The organism is Paenibacillus sp. J22R67 (genome assembly GCF_059692175.1).
Window position 1 is genome coordinate 297,737 of the sequence record NZ_JCAUAX010000008.1, and the last position, 24,821, is coordinate 322,557.

Below are 24,821 nucleotides of genomic sequence, written 5' to 3' on the forward strand. Positions count from 1 at the left end.
ATAAAAAAGAGCAGCATCATGCTGCTCCCCTCTTCCGTTCTGACACTTGACCGCATCACTTCTCACAAGCAACGCCATCGTTATCTTTATCAAGTTTAGAACTATATCCTGGTTGACCTCTCTTGATATTAAACGCGCCGGCGGCTTTGGCTTCCGTGCAATTGTTATAATAAACGTTCGATTCTGTCGTGGCTGTTGGCTTCACTGTTGATGAAGGCGCAACTGTAGCTGCAGCGGTTGGGGCTGCTGATGGACTTTCTTTAGCTTTCACAACATTTTCGTGATACCCGTCCTCTTGGGCGTAATTCTCAACACTCCAAATGTTGACTCCTTTAAGTTGTGCTGCCTTCTGGATGTCACGAAACTTATCGACATATTTAACATTCGGCGGGTAGATATAGGCTACTCTGGCGTACCCATTTTCGAGCAGCATTTCATTGAACATTTTATCCCCTATGTATAAATAACAAAGTAACCTACCGTACTTATCCCGCTCGGATACGTCTAATTCCAAACGCACCTCTTGATCCGTTAACGTATCCTTGGCGAACTTGGATGCTTCCAGAGCAAACGGTTGAACAGGTTTCTCCGGGTCTACACTCTCAGGCGTATCCACCAGCAATAATCGGATTGTCTCTTCTTTTACTTTTCCCGATTCATTAAATGACACCTTCATAGTATCCCCATCAACTACGCGCACGATCTTCGCTGGTATCATCTTACTGCCCGTTGGTACCGGTGTAACCGTTGATACTGGTGTAACCGCTGGTGCAGGACTAGGTGATGGCGAGGTTGTGGTACGAATCGCTGTTTCTTGCGAACATCCTGTAACGATACAAATGACCAAAACAATTGTACTTATAAGAACCTTTTTAACCTTTTCATGCAGCATTTGATGACCTCCAAGTATGACTGATCTATACGACTCAGCCATTATAACAAATAGTGGGATTAGAAAATACAATTTACATAGAAATAAGGTTGATCCTTAGTCTTAGTAGACCAATGGACCAACCTTATTTTTCTAAAGAATGTTAGGCAGGCTGTGCTGCTTTTCTCCAAGTAGACCGAAGGTACGCAATCGCACACACGATGGCGAGAATCACAATCAGCGTAAGGCCCCAGTAAATATTGCTGTAAGCATGCGCTAATGGAAGATCCTTCTGCCAAACAAGGGCACTAGCCGTTGCTGCAACTCCAAATGCGCCGCTAAAAAATTGCAGGAGCTGAAATAACCCAAGTCCAGATGCGATCTGGGAAGGAAGAAGCAATCTCGACATTTCATTGGAGATGCTGCTCGTTAAGATCGTATAACTTACGCTCATTAACATGTAGATGATCATAATGGAATAGAACGATATGCCCTCGAACAAGGCGAAAAGGATCACAGAGGCCAGAAGAAGCAGCGGCGTATAACGAATGATTGAGCTGTTGCCGCGTGAATCAATGATACGACCGACTTTACGGGAAATGATCATCGCAAGAGCTGATCCAGGGAAAATCACCAAACCTGCTTGAATCGCACTTAAGTGATACTGTTTAACAAGAATTTGGGGCATGAGGAACAAGGTTGCGAAGCTGCACAAATACGCGGCCACCCCTACTGCTCCTAAAATAAGAAACGAACGATTCGCAAATAACGACGGAAGTACGAAAGGATCTTTTGCGGATCGAATGCGAATAATAAAGAGAACTATCGATACAAGCCCGGCTAAGAGCGCTATGATTGAATGGTTCGTTAAGAATAAAAGAAGTCCAGTCGTACCTATACCAATAAATAACGCGCCTAGTGCATCGAAGGAACCTTTGCGTGGTTCTTCTTTTGGAATCAACTTCATATAAAAAGGCACGAGCACCAAAGTTACCGCCGTCACGACAAACAAGAGATGCCAGCCTAAAAATTCAACGATAAATCCGCCTACAACAGGTCCGAAGCCGAGTCCAAACGCGACCGAAGACATGATCAAGGCCATCGCCTTACCTCGACGTTCCAAAGGAATGTAACGGGATAATAATACTAATGACAAGGCTGGAATTGAACCCGCTCCGGAGGCTTGAAGAATGCGGACAATGAGCAGAACAGCAAAGCTGTTACTGAACAATCCCATGATGGCCCCGATACTTAGCGACAAGATTCCGATAACGAAAAGTCGTCGTATAGGAACGAAATCGGCCAACCGACTATAAGTAATAGATGAGATCGCGAATACGATGGAATAACCCGTTACGATCCATGAAGTGGATGCAGCTGTGAGTTGGAACGCTTTGGCCACATCTGGTAATGCTAAGTTAAACATCATCGTGTTCATGATGACGAGTACTATCGTTAAGCCGAGTAGAAAGAGAACGACTCCTTCTTTTTTGATGCCACTGCTCTCTTGTTCATTGTTTCTCTCCTGTATCTTTTGCATGGCGTTAATTCGCCTCCCCATCCAATATTATAATTCGATAATTATCGAACAATAGAATAATAACATGAGTTATGCTATAATACAATCGTTAACCCGAAATAAATAAGGGGGCTCTAGAATGAAACATTTACATCATCCAGATATCGCAGACATTCATTTGTCCACCGTCTTATATGCTTTGAGTGATCCAATACGTTTATATGTTGTCTCTGAACTCAGCACTTTGAACGAGCAAGCTTGCGGCGACTTCCAAGTACCTGTTGTTAAATCAACCATGTCTCACCATGCTCGGACTTTAAGAGAGGCCGGTGTTGTGAATATTCGCGTCCAAGGCACTCAGCGGCTTGTATCGCTGCGAACCGAGGATTTAGAAATACGATTCCCAGGCTTGCTTACATCTATTCTTTCTGCTTATGATGCTTCCGATGAGAAAAAGCGGCTTTTTTGTCCAGAGCAGGGATGACTGCCACTGGGGAACTGAGTGGCGGCCGACTGGTCGACAACTGCTGGAGAACGGATGGCCAGCAATGCGAGTTTCTCACCTGCTGACCAGGAAGCGTGTGACAAATATGCGCATGAATAAGTGAAAGCGCCTAATCGACCACTTCTCCCTCGCACAGCAACGTTAAAAAAGGAGCTAAGCGCATAAAGCCGCTTAGCTCCTTTTCAGTCCATTATTTTACTCAGCTGGAAACCCCAATCGTCACAATTTCACTAGGGCCAACCGGCAGAGTCAAACGTCCTGCAGCATCCGTATCCAGACGCTCACCGTGCTCCTCCAAGATCGTGCTTTTATAGAAATAGTAATACGGCGTATTAGAATTAAGCTTCAATTCAGCGGGGTGAGATCTCATGTTGTACCAACGCAGCAGCAGATCGCCTGTGCCTTCATTCATCTTCAGCGAGGAGAAAGCCATATCTCCGCTTTCCCACGCGAATGGTGAATACGTTGGAGCAATGCTTCCCGTGTGAATACCCGTCTGACTCAACATCCACGGGATTTGGAACTGGTAAGCCTCCGCATAAGCAGCAGACTGCATGTTTGGATCACCACTGTACGGAATGATCTCCATGCGAACCGTGTGCTCTCCTAAACACTGCGCCTCCGGTGTTGGGAACAGGCCCCAATCGCCAAGCTCGCCAACCGCACGAAGCAATGTCACAGCAATCGTATTGCGTCCATCCTGCAGAACTTCGTATTCATTCAGACCAAGGTTCGCAACAACAAGGCCATCTCCCGCTTCACTGACATCAACAAAAGCCTGTTGATGCTGGGTATTGCTCGGATTTTCCCATTCCGTTGCCGGTTTATTGCCCCGCTGCGGGATTTCAAACATAGAGTCCACCTGGTGAACACTCGTGTTCAAGTCCGTAGGGAAAAGCATCCGCAGACGATGGTCTTTTGCCTGATTATTGAATGTCGCTTCGATCTCTACGCCTTTGCCGCCACGGCTCAAAGAAACAACCGTACGGATCGTCATAGGCACCATACGCGTGGAACGCTGTGCTTTACGATGCGGGAAGTAGACCAGATCGCGCTGCTCTTCATCCAGCTTCTCATCGGCTGACGCAGGGATGGCCCATTCGTGAATGATTTCGATAGCAGCCCGATAAGCCGTATCTTGCAATACGCGAATTTGCGCGGCAGTCCCCTTCGTCGTAAGCGGCATTTCGCCGTCGGGTTGTTTGTACATATACTCGTTACCAATATCCCCGGTATTCTCGTATACACCCAAATCGCGATACGTACGGCCACTCTTTTTATCCACAAGTGTGAACGATCCGTCATCCGCAATTGCGATTTTCAGCGCGGCATTTTCTAATACACGCTCTCCAGTTAGTAGCGAAGCCCCCTCAACCGTCGACTCCCTTTTCACCCAAGCATACGTTTTCAGACCTAAGGCAGGAACCTTCTCCGCCTCAAAAGTCAGCTTCACCTTGCGGCTCATATACGGCTGACGGAATTTGTCATCCGGCAAATCGTAGCCGAACTGCAATCCGAGATCTTCCACGGTGCAGGAAAGCTCAGTTCCCTGCTCGTCCACGAGTACTCGCCCAGTCATATCCGCTTCCTTAGCAATTCGGCTTGCTTCTTCAAGCTTATAGCCATCACGGAAATATAGACGAAGCGCGTCAATCTCGATTGTGACAACGCCCGTACGTTCCCAACCTGTCGTATTGAAAACAACCACTGGTAATGCGTCCGCGTCTGTATCCGCAAAGTTCGTAGTATCAACCGCGTCAGCAAGTGCGCGGGTGCTATCTGCCACAATCGCTTCAGCCACGTGCCGGCTTTTCTCGAAGCGAGTGACCATTTCACGATGCACTTCATCTACACTGCACCCACAAATACTGTCATGCGGATGGTTCTGCATAAGCGTTTTCCAAGCATAAGTGAATAGATGATGCGGGTATTTCTCCCCAACACCAAGGGTATGTGCGAAAGCAGCCAGTGGTTCGGCAACTTTCTCCAACATCGCTTGCCCTAGCTGATTCATCTGCTTCAAATAAACACGCGCTGAAGCGGTGTTCACCAGCGTCGACCAGCCGTCCGTGCGTTGGCTGCGAAGCTCCCCTTTTACTGTAGAAAGCTCGTGGTTCAAAGAACGCTGAACAGACTGCAAATAATCGTTAAAATTCGAATGAATAAATACCGTGTCCGGATACAGCTCACGTGCGGTTTGAATCGCCTCCGGCAAGTCAAGCTGGATCGGTTGATGATCGCAGCCATTCATGAAGAGCAGGTCACTTGTCGAAGCGTATTTCTCAGCATCAGACAGCTTCCGCTCCCAATATGCCTTCGCGTCTTCGAGATCCACAGGAACTTCATTACCGTTCGAGTACCAGTTGGCAAATAGAATGCCAAGGACCTTGGAACCATCCGGTCCTTCCCACATCAGTTCAGAGAACGATGATTCATAATCGCCATCAGAGACGGTGTTGTTAAAGCCTGTAGGCTTGACCCCACGGCCGAATAGCGCGTTTGTAATCCCGGATTGCTGCATCAATTGCGGCGTTTGACCGACAAGTCCGAACGTATCCGGAAAGTAGCCGATTTTGGCAACAGAGCCGTATTTTCTCGCATCTTGATGTCCAATCTGCATGTTGCGTACATTAGCTTCACCGCTAGTGAGGAAAGCATCCTGCAGAATATACCAAGGACCGATGATAATCCGGCCGTCTTGGACATATTTTTCCAGTTTCCCCTTCTGATCGGGTCTGACTTGCAAGTAATCCTCTATAATAATCGTTTGACCATCCAAATAAAAACTGCGATAGTTCGGATCGTTATCTAATTTATCCAGCAAAGTGTCCACCAATTTAACAAGGCGAACATGATGTTTCTCGTAAGGTAAATACCATTCCCGATCCCAGTGTGTATGGGAAATGATATGAGCTGTTCTTTTGGTGCTCATGGCTTAGCTCCTCTCAATTTGAACTTCATCAGGCCGATATACGGAAATAATTTCGCCCTCGGAATTTGCTGCAAAGAGCACCGAGCGCTCTTTCTCCAAGGTAAAAGTATAGGTGGCCCCGCTATCTGTATCTGTCACTTCAATGTCCGCGTCCCAGGCAAATTCGGATACAAATACGTACAGGAATCCTTCCTGATAACGCAGCTTCCTTCCGTATACGCCAGCGATTTCGCCGCCTTGCTTCCAATGCAAGCCGCTGTCGCAGCCTGCTGCTTGAATCGCGTAGCGATAGAGCTCAAGCACGGTGTCCGTCCGTTCGTTCAGCTCAACGGGCAGCGGACTCCAGATCAGCTTGCCTTCTCCAAGCGGAATCTCGACGACCGCATCTCCCCGGCCGTCCCCAGCGGGTGAACCCGCGCTCGATGTGCGTACTTCCTTCGCCACCTCGGCAATGCGGCGCTGGCCAAAGGATACCGGCAGCTTAGCGCCTTGCAGCAGCAGCATTTCTTCCCGGCGCACATTCTGAAGCTCCGCTTCTCCCAGTACATCCGTTAAGCGCGACGTTTGCTTCCAGTAGGCATCAAGGCTTATCGGACCCGTTGCAAGCAGCGTCGCCCCCGTAGTCTTGACGATATCTAGCAGCTTATGCCAAGCCTGCTCATCGATGTTATGCGCGCTCGGAAGCACAATCAGCTTCGGCGGTTGGTCCATGAGCACATCCAGATGATACTCCGAAGCTGCTCGCAGCGGCATATTCATCTGGTACGTTAACACACGAATCATTCGCGTGGTCGCATCGAAGGCCAATTTCCGATTCGAGAAATCGTTCGAATAAGGGAAAATCGCCGCAATGTCTTCTAGTTGCCGATCCTTGAATAAGTCTCTGATTTCGGCCATAAAACGTCCGAAATCATAGGAAACATCGGCTTCCGGCTTCTCCGTGCCGTCCGCGCGAAGCGCACCGATATGCGATTCGTTCGCATTATCCATATAGAAGTTCGTATTCCAAATCCAGTGAATGGCGCCAGCGCCGCCGGTAGCGAATGCGTAGGCATACTTGCGTTCCAGCATACTCCGCAGTTCGTTCTCCGAACGTTTGGCGCGTCCATCAGGCGTCTCCACGTACATGATGCCTGTTTCTTGAATGACATTAGGCTTGTTATGTGTTTTGGCAAAAATTCCGTCCCAAACGAGGTTGTCGTTCAACCACCACGAATGAACAGTCGTATAGTCGACGGCTTCCTGGTAAAAGAACGGCGACGGCCGCTGCGCACCAAGCGCCTCGTCCTGACCGACCACGACAAGGTGATTCGGACAAATTTCCTTGATTGTATCGTAAAGCTCCTTCGCCCAACGATTATGCATATCCATCGAGAATAAGCAGTAATCGAGCCAGCGGGTTCCCTTTTTGGCCCGGTGCATATCCTGCACGTCAAAGTTGATTTCATCCGCCTCAGGAACAACAGCCGCTTCGAATGTCGGAAGCTGCTGCGGCGACATATTCCACCGCTCTTGAAGGAGCGTAATGCTTTCATGACGCTGCTTGAGCCAAGCTGTGAACGCTGCCTGCTCGAAAGCGTCCCGACTGGAACGAGGTCCATTCGCAAAAATTTGCGCCGGATCGAACATGGAAGGCTCATTGATCAGGTCCCAATCCACGTGCGTAGACTCACGGTGACGCGATACAATCGAGCGGATAAACCGCTTCTGCGCTTCTACGCTTTGCGGATCCAAGTACGGATTGACGCCTTCCCAGGTCTCCGGTGTAAAGGAGAAGAAGGTAAACGTCACCTGCAGATTATGCTTTTTCGCCGTTAAGAAGAAGGCATCGATTGCTCTCAGCACTTCCTCGGAAGCATGGCCGTCTACTTGCATAACATTACGGTACGCCGTCCAAATACCTGTACGAATCCAGTTAATGCCCGCTTTCGCCATCTGAGCCATATCTCGGTCCCATACGTCCGCGTTCGGCAGGAAGAGAAATTTGCGAGCGACGTCGGAGGTCATATACGTCATGCCGACTACAGGCAGCGGACGCCCATCTTTGATGAAGTAATCGCGATCACAGGTGATCGGAGTGCCTTCGGCTAGGAGAATGGGGTCGTTGCCCCAAAAGCCCTGGCGAAGCTCACGTCTCTCTCCATCCTCAGCCACGGCCACACACGTTACACGATACAAGCCGCGCTCAATCGTTAATAGCACTGGAATTCGCACAATATTGAATTCCTTGTTCACTGCAGCTGTCACATGATGCGTCCAGGTCGCCCTATCGCCATCTTCGCGTTCTACAGTTAAATCAAACTTCCATGTTTGAGAAGGCGCTTTGACTTCTGTTCCGTTCCTTCCCATAAGCTGCGTTTGAAGCGTCAGCACCGCATGCTCGCCAGGCTCATAGCTGGCATAATTCGGCTTGATCGACAGCTCCGTTACCCCTTTTGCGCAAAATGCAGCCCACGCGATCAAGGCCTGAGCTCCGCCATCATGCCAGAACCCAGCGCTGAGCGGAACATTGACAAATAACCAACGCGAACCCACAAAATCGCCGCGGGAGTTCTCCCATAGAACAACAGGTGCTGCAACTTCGCGGCCTTCCTTGGAGATGCCCTTTAGGAGAGGAAAAATCTGCGTGCTCATCGTTCCAGCTGCACCCATTTGATGAGGTAAATCACTGTTGCGCGTCGTATGCGGCACCATATTCCATGTGTCTGCGACTGCGAACAACGATTCTTGCTCCTTCAGCAGCGGCAAAGTATCTAAAGCCGCATAGCTGAGAATCGGACTCGACTCGACCCGAAGCATCTCATGGATGAATAACTGCTGATGATAAGCAGTTTGTTCCGTTTCCACCTGCCAGCCGTCACCCTCGCGGCGAACTGGCCGCTTGAAGGCTGCTCCGCCGACGCTGAGTAATCCTCCGCCGCGCTTCAAGAACGCTAGAATGTCCTGCCAAGCGGATTTAGGGAAATACGGAGCGTGCAGATTAACGAAGCATCCTCCCTCCGCTTGCCGAAGCACTTCAGCAAGTGAGTCAGCATTTGCAAGAATTGCGCCTTGCGCTGTCAGCTTTGACGTCGGAACTTCAAGTGATGCACGGATCGGGAAATCCGAATCATAGAAAATGACGATAGGGCGACTTGGGCTCATAGCAAGCCTTCCTTCATCGCTTTATACACGAGCTGGGAGAACAGACTGTTCGACCAAGCGAACCATTTGCGCGTAAAAATGGTTGGATCATCGACATGAAAGCCTTCATGCATATAGCCAGTGTCTGCGTCCGTCGCTTCGAGCATAGCGATCATCGCTATCTTCTCTTCTGCTGTGGAGGCCGTAATTCCTTGCATGGACAAAGCCATATGCCAAATATAATTATCCGGTGTATGCGGACTGCCGATCCCTTTCGCCACTTTACCTTCGAAATAGAACGGATTTTCCTTACTAAGCGCGAATCGTCTTGTATTCTGATAGATCGGATCGTCAGCAGATACATAACCCAGGTATGGAATCGACATGAGTCCAGGTGTACCTGCGTCATCCATCAAACAGTAATTGCCGAAGCCGTCGGTCTCGTAAGCATAGATGGGCCCAAACTCCGGATGACGATAGATGCCATAGAGTTTAATCCCGTGATCAATATCCGCTTCCAGCGCTTTCAACTCATTCAGGAAGTCGATATCTCGGAACACCCACTCCGCGAATTCTTGCATATGACGCAAAGCAACAACCGCGAACATATTTGCAGGTACGTTGTAATGGAAATCGCAGGCATCATCACTCGACCGGAAACCTGACCAAACCATACCGGTATAATTTACAGGCATCCCCAGCCCGTTATTGCGCAGCGAATCGGTCGGAATTCCGTTATTCCGCGTAAAACGATAAGGTGATTGCTCGAAGTGATGCTGTTCCGTCTTGAAAAGCTCATAAATTTTAATCATCGCAGCTTTAAAGCCAGCATCGAAGATATCCGTTAGCTCTGTTTCCTTCCAATAGGCATAGGCCAGACGCATCGAGAAACACAGGGAATCGAGTTCAAATTTCCGTTCCCACACCCATGGCGACATCTCAGTCTTATCTGCTTTGTTCCAATGCCAATCGTTTGCCGATTCGTTAAAAGCATTCGCGTAAGGGTCAATATGAATATATTGCATATGCCTTTTAATTAAGCCGCTAAGAATGCGTTGAAGATCCGGGTCGTTTTTGGCAAACGGTACATAGTGCATCACCTGTTCAACGGAATCGCGCAACCATGAGGCAGGGATATCCCCCGTAATGACGAAAGTCGTTCCGTCCTCCATCAGCTTCGTTGTCGTCTCCAGCGTGTTAGGGAAACAGTTTTTAAATAATTGCAGAAGCTTAGGACGATGCGCCAGCTTCTCTTCGGCTTCCGCTAATACCTCTTGAATCGCCTGTGGCAATTCCAGCTTTGGCATTGGAATTTTCGGCAGTCTGAATTGTTCCATGGTAAGTCCTCCAAAATAGTTATGATTAACAAATGTTGTATGATTTCGTCTGTCTTACTCTTTCACTGCTCCGATAGTCAAACCTTGAATAAAGTATCGTTGGAAAAACGGATACGCGAAGATAATCGGTCCCGTTGCAAGCACAACCATCGCCATTCGCGAAGTGTCCTGCGGCAGCGATTGCAGCAAGCCCACACCAATGGATGGATTGCTCGTATTTTGCAGCAAGAACTGCATACTGTTCTCGATCCGCATAAGCATTGATTGCAAAGGCACAAGATTGGGTGAATCGATATAGAGCAGTGCATTAAACCAATCATTCCAGTACCCTAATGTACTGAACAAGCCGATCGTAGCCAGTCCCGGAAGCGAAAGCGGCAGCACCAATTTGACGAAAATACCAAACTCACCGGCGCCGTCGATTTTCCCGGATTCAATGATCGCATCAGGCACGGACGTGACGAAGAAAGTTCGCATAATCATGATGTAGAAGGCATTTCCGGCAAGCGGCAAGACGAGTGCCCACAAGGAATCCTTAAGTCCCATTAATTGCGTAACAACAATATAGGTTGGCACGAGGCCACCATTGAACAACATCGTAAAAAAGGCGAAGAAACCGAAAAAATTGCGGAATTTAAAGCTTTTTCTTGAAATTGCATAAGCAAATGTAGCCGTCAATATCAAGCTGACAAGCGTACCAACGACCGTCACTAGAATCGTGACCCCATAAGACATAAGCAATTGGTCTCCTGCTTTGAACAAATAACGATAGGCTTCCAGACTCCACTTCTCAGGAATGAGCCGATAGCCATTGCTGCTTAGCGACTTCTCATCCGTGAACGAAATAATCGTCACAAATAGAAATGGAAACACACACGCCAAAGCAAAGATTCCTGCAACGAGGTTAAATAGGATATTCAACGCCGGCGGTAATTTATGAAAATCACGATTTTTCATCGGTTTAGCCATCATTTTAAAGTTCCTCCTTTCCTTGCCATTCGTTAGAACAATGCATTATCTTTATCAAATTTTCGAACAATATAGTTGGAAGTCATAACGAGAATGAAGCCAATAACAGATTGATAGAGACCTGCTGCTGTGCTCATTCCAATTTCACCGGTCGATTTGAGGCCGCGGTAGACATAAGTGTCAATAACATTCGTTACGGAGTACAGTGTTCCTGAATCTCTTGGTACTTGTAGAAATAATCCGAAATCTGCATAGAAGATACGTCCGATCGCGAGCAGCGTAAGAATAGTCATCAGCGGCTTCAACATAGGGAAAGTGATGTGCTTAATTTGCTGCCATTTGCTTGCACCGTCAATCATGGCAGCCTCATAAAGAGACTTATCAATTCCCATAATGGCTGCCAAATAAACAACGCTGCTATAACCTACAGACTTCCATAGATATACGAAGATAATAATAAGAGGCCAGTACGTTTTATCGTTATACCACCGGATCGGATCGACTCCGAACGCCGAGAGAATATGATTGAGCATCCCTTTATCAAAGCTAAGAAAGCTAAACACGAAGTACCCTACAATGACCCAGGATAAAAAGTACGGCAAGAACATCCCGGTTTGGTACAGTTTCGCCATCTTCTTGTTGACAATTTCCGATAAGACAATGGCTAACGCCACCGAAAGCACGAGCCCTGCAACGATGAAAACAATATTATAAAGCAGCGTATTGCGCGTAATAATATAAGCGTCATTTGTACTGAAAAGAAATTTGAAATTTTGCAGTCCTACCCATTTGCTTTCTACAATGCTTGCCCAAAAGCCGTCTCTGCTATAGCGATATTGCTTAAACGCAATCACCATACCGGCCATTGGTAAATAAGAGAAGAACAGGAACCAAAGCGTCGCTGGCAATGCCATCAGCAGCAGCACTCTACTCTGTTTAACATCTTTTAGAAATGCTCCTATTCTATTCATAAAATCACCCCTCACGATAAGATTAAAAAGATCAGGCGAATGCGTGACATTCGCCTAATCCGAATCCTATCCTATTTTTTGTTTGCTGCTTTCCAAGCATCGATCTGACTTTGTGCTTCCGCGATGATTTTGTCCAGACCAGCCGCTTTGAACTTCTCGTTAGCTTGAGGAATGAATTTATCAGGATCAACGGTACCTGTCATCAATGTTGCCCAGAACTCTTCTTTTACGTTTTGAACGGCAGCGATTTCAGCCGTCACTTTTGAAGGATCGAAGTTGAAACCAAGAAGCGGTGCTGGTACGCCAGTGTCATTAAACTTTTTGAACTCTTCCCATTTGTTCTCAGGATCTTTCTTGTCTTTGTACGTCAGTAAAACGTTACCAAGCGCGAAGGTTGGCATATCATAGTTTTTGGAATCGGCTAAGTTTTCCATTTTATCGTTATCAAGTTTTTTGTAATGAACGCCTTCGATACCGGAATCAACCATATTGCGAAGAGTTGGATCTGTGTTCAGCAAGTTTAGGAATTCCATTGCTTTCTCAGGATACTTGGAGTTTGCTGAGATCGCTTGCATGGAACCCATGACGGACCAGTTGTAGATCAAAGCTGGGCTTGCTTGCTTGGAAACAACAGGATAACCATAGCTTGCTGACCATAGGTTGTCTGCGAAAGGCTGATTTGTCGCTTTGTCCGCGAACCATTTGCCAGTCACTTGAACATCATTTAAAGAGCTAAGCGTTGCAGCTTCTGTTGGAATGTAACCTGCTTTGTAGTATTTGTTCATCGCTTGAAGCGCCTGTTTCATTTCTGGTGTATCCAAAATGTTGATGACTTTATAATCCGGGTTGTTTACTTTCACAGCCATAGGCATTTTTTCAATCACATAGTCGTATGGCACATAAGGCATGAACGTTTTGTCCACAGCTAAGCCATAAACATTCGGTTCTTTTTCTTTAATCGCTTTCAGGAGTGGCTCCAAGCTTTCGATTGAGTTTACGTTATCGATATTTAAGTTGTATTTATCAACCAGGTTTTTGTTAAAACGCCATACATCTTGTGCGGGAAGCTCTTTATTCGCAGGCACACCATAGTTGTGGCCATCTACTTTAGAGCCGTTCAAGAAAGCTGGGTCCAATGCTTTGACGATGCCTTGTCCATTTTTTTGGAGAAGCTCATCAATCGACTTGAAAGCGCCTTTACGCGCGTTTTGCACATAATCGAATGCCCATGAAGACGTGAACATAATGTCCATAGGTGTACCGGAAGCCGTCATTACCTGCATCTTTTGCGGATAATCGCCCCAATCAATCATGTTCATTTTTACGGTTACGCCAATTTTCTCTGCCGTGTATTTACTAACTTCAGCCATAACGCGGTCAACGTCTTTTTGCGGCGTTCCAATTGTGTACCAAATTAACTCTACTGGCTTATCTGGAGTGCCTGCCCCTTTCGTATCGCCAGCATCTTTGCTTCCACAGGCACTAAGCACCATTGAAGCTGCAAGCGTAAGTCCAAGTGTCGCAACCAATCGTTTCTTGATCTTGCTCATTTGTGTATCCTCCCTATTTCGTGCTCTATTGTATACGCCCGAGGGGCTATATTTACAGTACCTCATGAAAGCATTTACAAATAGACGATAAATTAAATGTAAGCATGTACAAATCAAAGAAAAAACAAAAAAAGGACTGCACTCCAGTTTTCCCTAGAGCAGTCCTCTATAATCGGTTGGGGATATCCCCACATACTTTTTGAACTGTTTATAGAAATAACCGACTTCCCAATAGCCCACATCTTTGGCAATGACATGAACCTTCAAATGGGTGGTTTTGAGCAGTTCCTTCGCTTTCTCGATTCGGTACCGATTGATATATTCCGTAAACGACTCATTAATTTCTTTGTGAAATAGCTGTCCTAAATAGACGGGGTGAATATGATAGTGCGCACCTAACATTTTGAGAGAAAGCTCATCCGCATACGATTCGTGGATATATTTCAATACTTGCTGCACAATCGGGCTTCGAACGTCGGATATTAATAAGCCAACCGTCATTTCCGCCACGTCTTGGATCGCTTTTTCCAGATCGTCAAGCGTCACAGAGCTCCTGATTTGTTGAAAGGCTTGATTGTACACGTCCTGATCTTCGGTATGGCGGATCGCTTTCAGTTCCATTTTAAAATGAATCACCATCTCAAAAGCAATATCCTGAAAATCTTGTGGCGTAATTCCTGGCAGCGCCTGAATCCGCTTGAAATCACTTTGAATTTGCAGCCTTAAGTTTTCTTGATCTTTGCCCACGACAAGTTTGGCATAGGAGGACCAGTCAATGATCGAGAAATCCACCTTTGGATGACCTTCGTGGAACTCTAATTCGCTAACATCGATCATGTAGAGCTCTGGGTAAACCCAGAAATACTCCTGTGCTTTCTTCGCGCTTGCGTAACTTTCTCCTGTTTGGTCAAGAAGCTCCTCTACGCTGCCTACCGTAATCCGAAGCAAATGTTCATGTAGATCGACTTGAAAAAGCCGCAGTATATCTTTTAACTCCATTCTGCCGCGATCAACATCATTCATAGCAGCAAGCAGCACGATATCTCCATCCATATCATAGAAGGACGTCAACCAGTCATAAGCTTCTACTCGCTGTGAGAGGGTCTCAAAAACCTCCGCGGCATCGGATTCTATCCGTAATACGGAGACTGTCATATACGTGCAATCCAGATTAATGCCCAGTAGATCCGCTCGTTCGTAGAATTCCGTCGGAGCAATCTGATGCGTCAACCACCGCTGTAAGGTATTATCCTTCAAAATTTGCTTACTATAGGCTTGAACCAGAGATGTCTCTTTAAAAGAGTTCAGCTTCTCAACGGTATTGAGAAGGGTTGCTTGGAGTTCTTTGATATTAATAGGCTTCAGCAAATAATTTTCGATGCCGAGCATCATGCCTTCTTTTAAATAAGAAAATTCATCAAATCCGCTGAGCACGATTACTTTCAAATCCGGGTGGTGCACCCTGGCATGACGAATCAAATCAAGCCCATTCATCACAGGCATGGAGATATCCGTCAATAAGATGTCCACAGACGTTTCCTGTAAAGCTTCCAATGCCTTCTGCCCGTTGCTGGCATGGCCGACGATTTCCAGCCCAGCTTCCGCCCAATCGATGATGTCATACAAGCCTTCAACAATAAATGGTTCGTCATCAACAATGAAAACTCTAAACATCGTAATCCTCCTTTCCGCCGTCTACAGGCAACCATACATCTACGGTCGTTCCATGCCCTGGTGTGCTTCGCAGCTCTAAGCCATATTTACTTCCGTAAAGAAGCTTCAGTCGTTGATTAATGCTTCGCAGACCAAAAGATTCCTCTTCCGACTCCTCCGCTCGGAGGAATTGCTCAATCTCTTTCAAACGGTCGGGACTTACCCCATTTCCGTTGTCTGCCACTTGAACGTGTAGGAATTCCTCTATTTGATTCACACGAATGTGCAGCTCATTGTCAGTGCTCTCGTTGCGCAGCCCATGCACGATATAATTTTCAATAATAGGCTGCAGCGACATTTTCATGATACGAATGGGAGCCAGCTTCCGATCCCACTCGATTGCATACGTAAATTTATCTTTATATCGAATCTGAAACAGCTCTAAATATAAGCGGCAGGCTTCCAATTCGTCCTTTAGTGTGTACATTTTCTTCTGCTGGACAAAACTTCGGAATAACGCCGATAAGCTGTAGATCATTTCGCCAACGTCATGCGCGCCTTGAGAAATCGCCCGCATGCGGATCACTTCCAGCGTGTTGTATAAAAAGTGAGGATTAACACGGGCTTGCAGGGCCGTTAATTCCGTATGTTTCTGCTTGATATCCGCTTTATATACCCGGTCGATATATTGGTTCAATTCGTCAATCATTTCGTTGAAACTGCGAGAAATCTGACCTAGCTCGTCCTCTCGAGTGTCCTGAATTCGTGCGGTCAAATCGCCTTGTTTGACCTTCCGTGTGAAGCGGATAATCAGGTTAGTTCGCTTCGCGACATTCAGCACGACGAGCGATGGCAGCAAAATAGCGAAGAAAATACAAACGGCACTAATTGAAAAAATCGTGCTCCCAATTCGCCACGAAGAAGCTGAAAGCTCTTCTCTGGGCATCAGGCCGACGACGATGAAATCCCCTTTGGCTTGCGTAAGCTTCGTCACATAATTCGTTTTATTCATATCGCTGCGCTCGTACATCGCATTTACTTGATCCATATACGGGTAGGGCTGTCCATAATACTGATCAGAGGAGTCGAACAACACGCCTCCATCTGACGACAGGACGAGAATCGCCCCCTTCAAATCTTTTTGCTCATCGGATAACACTTTCCAAATGCTGTCAGAGCTGAAATACACGAGCTGCTGACCGATGTTTTTCAATGTTTGCTTATCATTAATCGGTGATCGTACGGCATATAGATGGTTGTCCCACTGATCCGCGGCTTCGCGCACCCAAATATTCGGAAGTGAGACACTTTTGCTATCAAGCGCCATGACTTCCGGAATATAGGAGTGCGCTGCGTTCGTGGTGATCATCCGCATCGGCCGATTGTGACTTAGAACGTATAAGACCTGCTGGTCCACACTGTACAACATCAAATTGCGAATATCCTCGTCATCTTCCACGTGGTTTTTGAAATACTCCAAACCATCATTCCATGTGCTGTTTCCGCCTAAATTATTCTGTTCAAGGCTATGCTGCACATATTCTTGAAAGGGATGCTGCAGCATGAAGGACACGCCCGCAGCCAGCGAACTATCCCGATATAACCCAAATAGAATGGACTGCGCCGAGTCATACTTCTGCCCTAAATAATTGTTAACATTCATCATGGCCTTCTTCTGTACATCCAGCTCACGATTGATCGCGGCTTGCGACATGGAGCGATACATGAAAAAGGAAAAGGAAATAATCGTAATAATCGTAATCAGAGAGAACAGGAGCAGCAGTCTCATGAACAAGTTATTTTTCAGGTAGGCTAGATAAATTTTCATGAACCCCATCAGACTATCATCTCCTGCTGTTAATCGGGTTCATTATAACATGTTGGGAGCTGCACAGGAAAACAGACGGATTAGCGAGCAATCACTTCTCTTTTACCCAGACGGACATCTCGCCGCGCCCTCTGTTGGCCCATGCATAATACGGAATAAACTTCACAACAACCTCTTTCAGCTGGGTTTCCGCGCTGGCCATGTACAACTGGTCTCCCCACTCACTTGATTCCAACCGATTGGCAGGTGCGGAGATGGTCTGCATGCCACCTAAAACCTCTGACTCAAATTGAATCCGATAGTCCGGTTGCCGCTGCAATAGAACTTGATGCAGGTTCGGGCCATTGTCGGCTTCTTCCATGCAATACACCAATGGTCCGCGTTGAAGCGCTACTTTGCCAATGGTTTCACGCACCTGAGGATGGCCCGTCATCCGGTTAACTGACATCGACAGATCTAGTTCTACATGATCGCCTGGCTGCCATTTCCTCTGGATGTAGGCATAACCATTCTCACAAACATCAGAAAGTGAAACCAATTCATTTTGAACAATTAGCTTCGCCTCCCGGCACCATTTCGGTATGCGCAGCGCTAAGGTGAACTCGGTCTCCTGCTCAACATCAATATGAAAACGTACAAGCCCGTCCCAAGGAAATTGCGACTGCTGCTTAATCTTGACTTGCTGATCTTCGATATCCACGGTCGCTTGATTGCCAATATACAAGTTCGCATAGATCGTTCTTCCTTGAATGTTATATACATAATGACCTAACGAAGCTAGCAAACGTGCAATATTCGGTGGACAGCAAGCACATCCGAACCATCCTTGCCGCTCTGCCTTCACATGGTTCACCGTGTGATTCTTACCGATGGCATCCGGCCATACTTCTAACGGGTTCACATAGAAAAATCGCTTCCCATCCCGTGACATTCCACTGATAACGGTATTGTAGAGGGCTTGCTCCATGACATCCGCGTACTCGCTTCTTGCCTCAATTTGCAGCATGCGCTGAGCGAAAAAAATCAAGCCGATCGAAGCGCAAGTCTCCGCATAAGCTGTATTGTTAGGCAGATCATAGTCAAGTGAGAATGCCTCACCATATTCCATCGAACCAATTGCGCCAGTAATATACATACGTTTGCTGACAATATTCCTCCATAATCGACGGCAAGCATCAAGAAGCTCTGCATCCCCTGTTGCCGCCGCTACATCGGCCATCCCCGTACACATATAAACGGCGCGAACCGCATGCCCCTCTGCCGTGTCTTGATCTCGAATCGGTTTATGGGCTTGACTGTAAGCACGATCGTGAACAATATCTAACGCTGGAAAATGGACCTTTCCATTCCGGCGATGATACTCCATTTCATAAAAGCTCGGCTCTTTTCCTCTTTCGTCCAGAAAAAACTGACTTAATCGCAAATATCTCTCATTCTGTGTGACATTGTACAGCTTTACAAGTGCTAACTCAATTTCTTGATGCCCGTCATACCCATTCAATTTATCCGGCCCTATACCGAATACCTGGTCAATGCAGTCGGCTAGACGGCAAGCCACATCCAGAACTTTTCCCTTCCCTGTCGACTTGTAGTAAGCAACGGCTGCTTCAATAAAATGACCTGCACAGTACAACTCATGGCACTCGGCAAGATTCGTCCACCTGTTCTCAGGTTCTTTGAGCGTAAAGTAGGTGTTCAAGTAACCATCCTTCTGCTGCGCCCTGGCAATAATATCGATGACCTCATCCGTCAATTGTTCCAACTCTGCGTCTTTACTTGTCTCCAATAAATAACTTACGGCTTCCAGCCACTTCGAAACATCGCTGTCTTGAAATACCATGCCATAGAACTCGCCAGATTCCAATCCTGCTGCAATTTTAAAATTTTTCATCGCATGGCTTGGCTCTGCACCTTCAATTCGGTCATTCAACGCTTCCCACTGATAGGGAACAACAACTTCACGAACCAAACGGATATACTCAGACCAGAAATCATCTGTAATCTGAATATGTTTCAATGGAACAGGTCTTGCAGTGGACAAAGTCATGTATGGGTTCCCCTTTGTTTCATAATAGAATCAATAGAAATCACAGGTAGACCCGTCATCCTAGGATGACAGGTCTGCCCTGCTGTAATAAATTATTCCTGAGTTAACCAGTCATCCAAAATCATTTTTGCCACTGCCGCCAGTACCTGAACGTCAATAACACCTCTATGATAGATGTCTGCTTTCTCAATTAGAGGCCAATTGGCATCCGTGGACTTCGTTCCGTAATACTTAGAAATTAAGGACAAATCATTTATTGTAATACTTGTTGCACCCGGTATTAATGTAATGAATGTGGAGATGTAAGTTTGTACGGCAGCTTGCAAGCTGACTACCGCTGCATCCACTTGACCTTGCGAAGAAGATGAGCTGTTAGAAATCGCTTGAGCACTGCTGATAGCTGCCTGCAAGGCGGTTCTCGCTGCAACCGGGTACGATCCGATTGTTGTACCTTCCTTCGTAGTGTCAAGTTTGCCTTGTGCTTGCGTGATTGCAGCGTTCAGTGCCGCTGTATCCACGTTTTGAGTGTCTACTGTTATTTGGAAGGCATGAGTGGCGCCTTCTACTGTTCTACCTACACCGTCTTTCGATATTTCGAAGTCGGAGATGTACACACTAGTAGTTACCGTCTCACTAACTGCTTGAGCACGAGAGTGAACGGTTAACAGCGGACCAGACTCGCTGACTTCGTTATTGGATCCCTCACCGGCCATAAGGATCATAATTTGGCCTTTATCCGCTTTTACACCCGTATCCAGCACTCGGAAATTAGATCTTACAGCGCTGAGCACATTGTCTGCCAAGGAAAGCGTGCCGTTGCTATTCGTTTTTGTTTCAAATTGTACTTTGCTTGGGTCGTAATTCAGCACCAAATTCAACGTAGTGAAGCTGGTACGTAGTTTATTAACCCCAATGCTTAAATCAAAACTCTGAGAGCTGCCAACGGAAGATGGGCCTGTTAACGAAGCTGCCGTGATACCTGCTGAAACGACAGTCACATTCGCTTTTGCTTTAACAGCTGTTCCTTGAACTGCACCATTGACAACAAATGAACCCTCTTGTGCATACTTGGATGGATCAACCGCATCCCATGTGACATTTACAAGCGATGTTGAGGAGTCACTATACACTGCTGTAACAACTGACGGTAATACTGGAGCTGTTCCCGCTTCCGTCGTTACGTTGATCTCGTTCAGGCTAGCAATTTGTTTCCCTTGATAGATGGTCTGAACTTCTTGTGGACTCTTATCCAAATTATAAATTTGGAAATCATCCATAACGCCGCCTTTTAACGGTGCACCATCTGCATAACCGCTAACGCCAAGTAGTTTAGGGTCGTTAGTTGGCGTAATACTATTCAGAGCTCCCTCAACCACAACTTGCTGGGCCACACCATTTTTGTAAACAGCGCTTTGCTTGGTAACGGAGTTAAAGGTAAACGCGACATGCGTCCATTCATTTAATGGGAAAAAGGTATTCGGTGTTTGAGCGACCTTGAATAAGTTCGTTCCGTCAATCATCATGACAATTGCGCCATTGAGTGTGATGAAAAAGCCTTGACCTGCATAATTGCCACTTGGCTTGAACCATGCGACAACTTGTTCGCCGCTAATGCTGGCTGTGCGCTTGAACCAGAAGGAAACGGTAATATCCGCTGGCTGCAAATCTCGGCTGGTACCGGCGTCAATTTTGCCGCCGTTCAGGTTCAATCCTGCGCCGTCATGGCCTCCTGCTACCCAAGCAGCTGATCCTCCCGTAGTCGTCTTCAACGTTCCGGTATTCCCTTTATTTGACGAATCCGTTAGCGTCGTTCCGCTGCCCTCGTCAAATTTGTACCAGAGCATTAAGTCTGTTCCTGCCGCCGGGCCTGGTGTTACTGTCACGTTCGCTACGGCTTTCAGCGTCGTACCCGCAACCGTTCCTTCCACCGTGAAAGTTCCTGCTTGCGCATACTTCGTTGCATCCGGCTGTTCCCATATGACCGCAACATAATCATTGCTCTGATCGGAATAGTTAGCCTTCACAGTACTTGGTAAGAACGGTGCTACCCCCGCTCTGGTAGAGACAGCAACCGAATCTATGCTCGTTAACGTCGGAGTTCCAATAACCGTTACGATCGCCATCGCTTTCTCAGATGTACTAGGAACTACACCATTTACGATAAATACATTGCCTACCTTAGCAAACTTGGAAACATCTACAGGATCCCAGGTAACAGCTACTTTTGTCGTCGTGCCATTTTTGAGAATGGCTGTTACGGAAGTCGGTAATTTCGGTGATTTGTTTACTACAGCATCTAGTGTGATGCACGGAATACTAAGAATGTCGAGTGGATTCTCACCTGTTGTGTGTAAACGCAAAACTGTCACCGAATATTTCGGCAAGCTATAGTCGAATAATGGACTTACAGATGAGATAGCTTTTGTTTGCGGGGCAACTTTTGTTGGATTTGCTAACGAGTTTTCGTCCGTCAAAGCGTTAGCGGCAAGTACCGTTGCCGTTCCTTCCATTGATAGGTTGGCTGCGCTGATCCCATCCAGATGAATACGAGTGTTTTGCGCAGCACTAGAATTGTTTACCAGCTTCACAACAATATCACCGTTAGTAAGGTCCTTGCTGACTGCCGAGTAAACACCCGCTAAGGCACTCGTGTTAGGTTTGGATAATGTGCTTGGCAGTACATAAGAGCTTTTGCTCGTGTTACTGCTGAATAACTTCTGAACTTGATAGGACGTCGTTCCATAGACTTGTGAATTATTAAAGAAAATGAGATCTGGCCACCATTGTGTGTACGTATTTCCTCCTGCGCTTCCGAGCTTAGCAAAAGTTGGCGCGTAAGAAGCAAACTTCACAATGTCCCCATTGCGCTCTAAACCAGTCATGTAAGCCGCTTCAGCAAGTGCGCCTTTCATGGAGTTGCCTGTATTGCCATCGCCATTATTGGCTGAGCCAGCATCATTTTTAACCGCGTATTCACCTACAAATACCTGCTTGGAATTACGGTCGTAACTATCGTACCTGTTGGTGTTGTTCAGCATAAAGGAAGCATTCGTGTAATAATGCTCATCGATGACTTCGGCTCTGCCCTTCCCTTTACTTGGGTCGTTCATCCAATTCCAGCCTGCGGCTACATCCGCACTGCCGCCAGTTGAAAAAATGAGATTCATATACGGATATTTGGCTTTAATCGCATCGTAGAACAAGGGATATCGATCATAATAATCCTGTCCCCAATGTTCGTTCCCAAGGCTCATATACTTCAGATTGAACGGTGCTGGATGTCCGGCAGCTGCGCGCTTAGCGCCCCATTCCGTAGAAATATCTCCGTTGGCATACTCGATGAGATCAAGCGCATCCTGAATGTAAGGTTGAATTTGATTCAGTGGTGTGTTAGGACCACCCACCAGGAATTGCTCTACCATGCCGACATTGACAACCGGCAGCGGCTCCGAACCGAGATCCTCAGCCAACTGGAAGTATTCATAGAAACCTAAGCCGCCCGATTGATTTTGAGTTAGCGCAGCCCCTTTCTCGCCACGGTTTGCCGTTGACCAGAAATTGATGTTATTAGGACGCTCCGCTATATCCCCAATTGTGTTTTTCCAATTGTACGCATTGGCCATATTTTTACCGCCAACAATAGCTCCACCTGGAAATCTTAGAAATTTGGGATTCATATCGGCAAGCATCTGCACAAGATCTTCTCTCAGCCCGCCTGGACGATTCTTCCATGTTTTCTGAGGGAATAGAGAAACCATATCGATATCGATTCGACCGATATTTTTGGTCTTTATGAACAGCTTTGCATTCGCAGAAGATCCAGTCGCCTGAATCGTTGCCGTGACCTTATTCCATGTGCCCTTGATCCCAGAAGCTGCAATCTGCGCTTCGCCATAGGATTGTGTCCCTGCCTGATCCATGACACTAACTGTCAGCGGTTCAGTTAACGCATCACTGCTGCGCAAGTACATGGAGAAATCGTAATTGTCGCCACTTTTAATGGACATGCCATCATAACCATCATTCGAAAATCCAACGCCATCACCAGGTGCAGTGACAGTCAGTTGCAGGTAAGTTGGATTCTTCGCATTTAATGGAGCTGTTTTCTGTGCAGTAATCGTGCCAGCACCCGCTCCAGTTTGTATCAATTTCCAGGCAAAAAGTGGCGCAGGTGTCGAATTGGCTGTACTTCCCGTTGCGGAAAGAAATTCAAACGAACGGTTCTCAACAAGCTCGGCATATAGCCCTCCATCACCAGCGTAGTTAATATCCTCCAGGAAAATCCCATTTAAGTTTGGGCTTATGGTAGCTCCACGCTGTGCCGTGTTCACATCCAGTTGGTAATCGACAGGATCGGCTGCTAGAACGGTTCCGGTGGATGCAAGTAAAGGAGCCGCAATCACGAAAGACATGAATGCCGAACATACTTTAGTAAAAAGTTTCACGATACATCACCTTTCTATTTGACAATGATCATTTCGTATCCAGCATTCTAAGGATTAAAGTTACCGCTTCTGCCCGCGTTGTAGGATCGTTAGGAGCGAAGGCATTGTTTTCTTTCCCTTGTACTAAACCAGTCTTAGCTGCTGTTGCAACAAATCCTTTGGCATATGCTGGAATCGACTCGTAATCTGCAAAAGACGTATTCTCCTCTAGATCTGTCTTCAAGCCGAGCACACGAATTATAGCCGTTACCATTTCCGTACGGGTAATCTGGTTATCACCACGGAACGTGTTATCCTCATAACCGTTAATGACATTCTGTTTAACGGCTGCTGATAAGGAATCTAATGCCCACAGCGGGATCCTATCAAGATCGGCAAAAGTCAGCTCTTTACTATCACTTGCAGGTGCTTTGAGCGCACGCATTAACATCGTGACAAACTCATTCCGAGTTACTGGACGCTCCGGACGGAACGTTCCGTCATCATACCCTTTGACGATGCCAAGACTGACGGCTCTCCGAATGGAAGCTTCTGCCCAGTGCCCGTCAATGTCAGTCAGAAGTACCTGGCCGATCTGTATGGTTGCCAGCGTTTCTGCTTTTTGCGAAGTCATCTTCAAATCAGAGTCGATTAATTTCACGTCTTTTATCTGAATAAGGGCATCTCCCTCTTCAATAGCCTCAAAATTAAGCGTGAAGAACGTGATATCTCCACTCTGTCCTGGTGAAAGACCAACCTTCGTATGTGCAAAAGTTAGCTGATCACCCTTTACAATGGGACTGACGGTAAAGCCAGATATCGCACTCTTGCCGTCCTTAAATAACAGTCGCTTGGAATCAAACTGCAAGATGAATTCGTAAGCAAATACATCCGTCAGATTTTTGCCCTTAACGGTAACCTGTACCTCTTTGCCAGCGTTCGTTTTGTCGCTCATCTCAAGGAAAAAAGAAGGAGAATCTGCCGCCAACAGCGTTTGTGGCAGCAACCAGGTAGTGAATAGCAGAAGAGCTAAGCTAAATGAAAACAGTTTACGTGTCATTAAGCCGATTCTTCCTTTCTATAAGGATCGGG

Annotated in this window: 14 protein-coding genes; 1 reads left to right on the forward strand and 13 read right to left on the reverse strand. The window is 46.7% G+C overall.

Features of this window, described 5'->3' with window-relative positions:
* Positions 1-55: 55 nt before the first annotated feature.
* A complete protein-coding gene (locus AC58VC_RS27125) occupies positions 56-892 on the reverse strand; it encodes a thermonuclease family protein (RefSeq protein ID WP_497373225.1) in 837 nt (278 codons plus the stop codon).
* 142 nt (positions 893-1,034) lie between these two features.
* The gene (locus AC58VC_RS27130; RefSeq protein ID WP_497373227.1) at positions 1,035-2,411 is read right to left on the reverse strand and encodes an MFS transporter; all 1,377 of its coding nucleotides are present in this window, start codon (positions 2,409-2,411) and stop codon (positions 1,035-1,037) included.
* 118 nt (positions 2,412-2,529) lie between these two features.
* Here AC58VC_RS27130 and AC58VC_RS27135 point away from each other — a divergent pair, with 118 nt between their 5' ends.
* Positions 2,530-2,874, forward strand: a complete 345-nt coding sequence (locus AC58VC_RS27135) for an ArsR/SmtB family transcription factor (RefSeq protein WP_497373229.1) — start codon at positions 2,530-2,532, stop codon at positions 2,872-2,874.
* A 220-nt stretch (positions 2,875-3,094) separates the two neighbouring features.
* Here AC58VC_RS27135 and AC58VC_RS27140 read toward each other — a convergent pair whose 3' ends face one another.
* From AC58VC_RS27140 to AC58VC_RS27190, 11 genes are all read right to left on the reverse strand, one after another.
* Positions 3,095-5,827, reverse strand: a complete 2,733-nt coding sequence (locus tag AC58VC_RS27140; protein ID WP_497373231.1) for an alpha-mannosidase — start codon at positions 5,825-5,827, stop codon at positions 3,095-3,097.
* A gap of 3 nt (positions 5,828-5,830) precedes the next feature.
* Positions 5,831-8,971 carry a beta-galactosidase gene (locus AC58VC_RS27145; RefSeq protein ID WP_497373233.1) on the reverse strand — a complete coding sequence of 1,047 codons (3,141 nt, stop codon included), beginning with the start codon at positions 8,969-8,971 and terminating at the stop codon, positions 5,831-5,833.
* Positions 8,968-10,287 (reverse strand): glycoside hydrolase family 125 protein, encoded by a 1,320-nt coding sequence (locus AC58VC_RS27150; protein WP_497373235.1) that lies wholly within the window; start codon positions 10,285-10,287, stop codon positions 8,968-8,970. Before AC58VC_RS27150 ends, AC58VC_RS27145 begins: the two co-directional genes overlap by 4 nt.
* 54 nt (positions 10,288-10,341) lie before the next feature.
* On the reverse strand, positions 10,342-11,259 hold the full coding sequence (locus tag AC58VC_RS27155) for a carbohydrate ABC transporter permease (protein ID WP_497373237.1): 918 nt from the start codon (positions 11,257-11,259) through the stop codon (positions 10,342-10,344).
* A gap of 29 nt (positions 11,260-11,288) precedes the next feature.
* The gene (locus tag AC58VC_RS27160; RefSeq protein ID WP_161410176.1) at positions 11,289-12,227 is read right to left on the reverse strand and encodes an ABC transporter permease; all 939 of its coding nucleotides are present in this window, start codon (positions 12,225-12,227) and stop codon (positions 11,289-11,291) included.
* A 71-nt stretch (positions 12,228-12,298) separates the two neighbouring features.
* Positions 12,299-13,777, reverse strand: coding sequence for an ABC transporter substrate-binding protein (locus tag AC58VC_RS27165; protein ID WP_497373239.1), 1,479 nt, complete (start codon positions 13,775-13,777; stop codon positions 12,299-12,301).
* A 153-nt stretch (positions 13,778-13,930) separates the two neighbouring features.
* Entirely contained in the window at positions 13,931-15,451 is a 1,521-nt protein-coding gene (locus AC58VC_RS27170) for a response regulator (RefSeq protein WP_497373241.1), read from the reverse strand.
* Entirely contained in the window at positions 15,444-17,267 is a 1,824-nt protein-coding gene (locus AC58VC_RS27175) for a sensor histidine kinase (RefSeq protein ID WP_497373243.1), read from the reverse strand. Before AC58VC_RS27175 ends, AC58VC_RS27170 begins: the two co-directional genes overlap by 8 nt.
* An 82-nt stretch (positions 17,268-17,349) precedes the next feature.
* Positions 17,350-19,305 (reverse strand): glycoside hydrolase family 127 protein, encoded by a 1,956-nt coding sequence (locus AC58VC_RS27180; RefSeq protein WP_497373245.1) that lies wholly within the window; start codon positions 19,303-19,305, stop codon positions 17,350-17,352.
* A gap of 92 nt (positions 19,306-19,397) precedes the next feature.
* Complete coding sequence (locus AC58VC_RS27185; protein ID WP_497373247.1) at positions 19,398-23,750, reverse strand: alpha-L-arabinofuranosidase family protein; 4,353 nt, start codon at positions 23,748-23,750, stop codon at positions 19,398-19,400.
* A gap of 28 nt (positions 23,751-23,778) precedes the next feature.
* Complete coding sequence (locus tag AC58VC_RS27190) at positions 23,779-24,789, reverse strand: S-layer homology domain-containing protein (RefSeq protein WP_497373249.1); 1,011 nt, start codon at positions 24,787-24,789, stop codon at positions 23,779-23,781.
* Positions 24,790-24,821: the final 32 nt, after the last annotated feature.

Coding starts and splice junctions, on each gene's coding strand:
- AC58VC_RS27175 (WP_497373243.1), bottom strand. CDS start 17,267: ATGGGGTTCATGAAAATTTATCTAGCCTACCTGAAAAATAACTTGTTC.
- AC58VC_RS27170 (WP_497373241.1), bottom strand. CDS start 15,451: ATGTTTAGAGTTTTCATTGTTGATGACGAACCATTTATTGTTGAAGGC.
- AC58VC_RS27145 (WP_497373233.1), bottom strand. CDS start 8,971: ATGAGCCCAAGTCGCCCTATCGTCATTTTCTATGATTCGGATTTCCCG.
- AC58VC_RS27130 (WP_497373227.1), bottom strand. CDS start 2,411: ATGCAAAAGATACAGGAGAGAAACAATGAACAAGAGAGCAGTGGCATC.
- AC58VC_RS27165 (WP_497373239.1), bottom strand. CDS start 13,777: ATGAGCAAGATCAAGAAACGATTGGTTGCGACACTTGGACTTACGCTT.
- AC58VC_RS27135 (WP_497373229.1), top strand. CDS start 2,530: ATGAAACATTTACATCATCCAGATATCGCAGACATTCATTTGTCCACC.
- AC58VC_RS27150 (WP_497373235.1), bottom strand. CDS start 10,287: ATGGAACAATTCAGACTGCCGAAAATTCCAATGCCAAAGCTGGAATTG.
- AC58VC_RS27155 (WP_497373237.1), bottom strand. CDS start 11,259: ATGATGGCTAAACCGATGAAAAATCGTGATTTTCATAAATTACCGCCG.
- AC58VC_RS27180 (WP_497373245.1), bottom strand. CDS start 19,305: ATGACTTTGTCCACTGCAAGACCTGTTCCATTGAAACATATTCAGATT.
- AC58VC_RS27160 (WP_161410176.1), bottom strand. CDS start 12,227: ATGAATAGAATAGGAGCATTTCTAAAAGATGTTAAACAGAGTAGAGTG.
- AC58VC_RS27140 (WP_497373231.1), bottom strand. CDS start 5,827: ATGAGCACCAAAAGAACAGCTCATATCATTTCCCATACACACTGGGAT.
- AC58VC_RS27190 (WP_497373249.1), bottom strand. CDS start 24,789: ATGACACGTAAACTGTTTTCATTTAGCTTAGCTCTTCTGCTATTCACT.
- AC58VC_RS27125 (WP_497373225.1), bottom strand. CDS start 892: ATGCTGCATGAAAAGGTTAAAAAGGTTCTTATAAGTACAATTGTTTTG.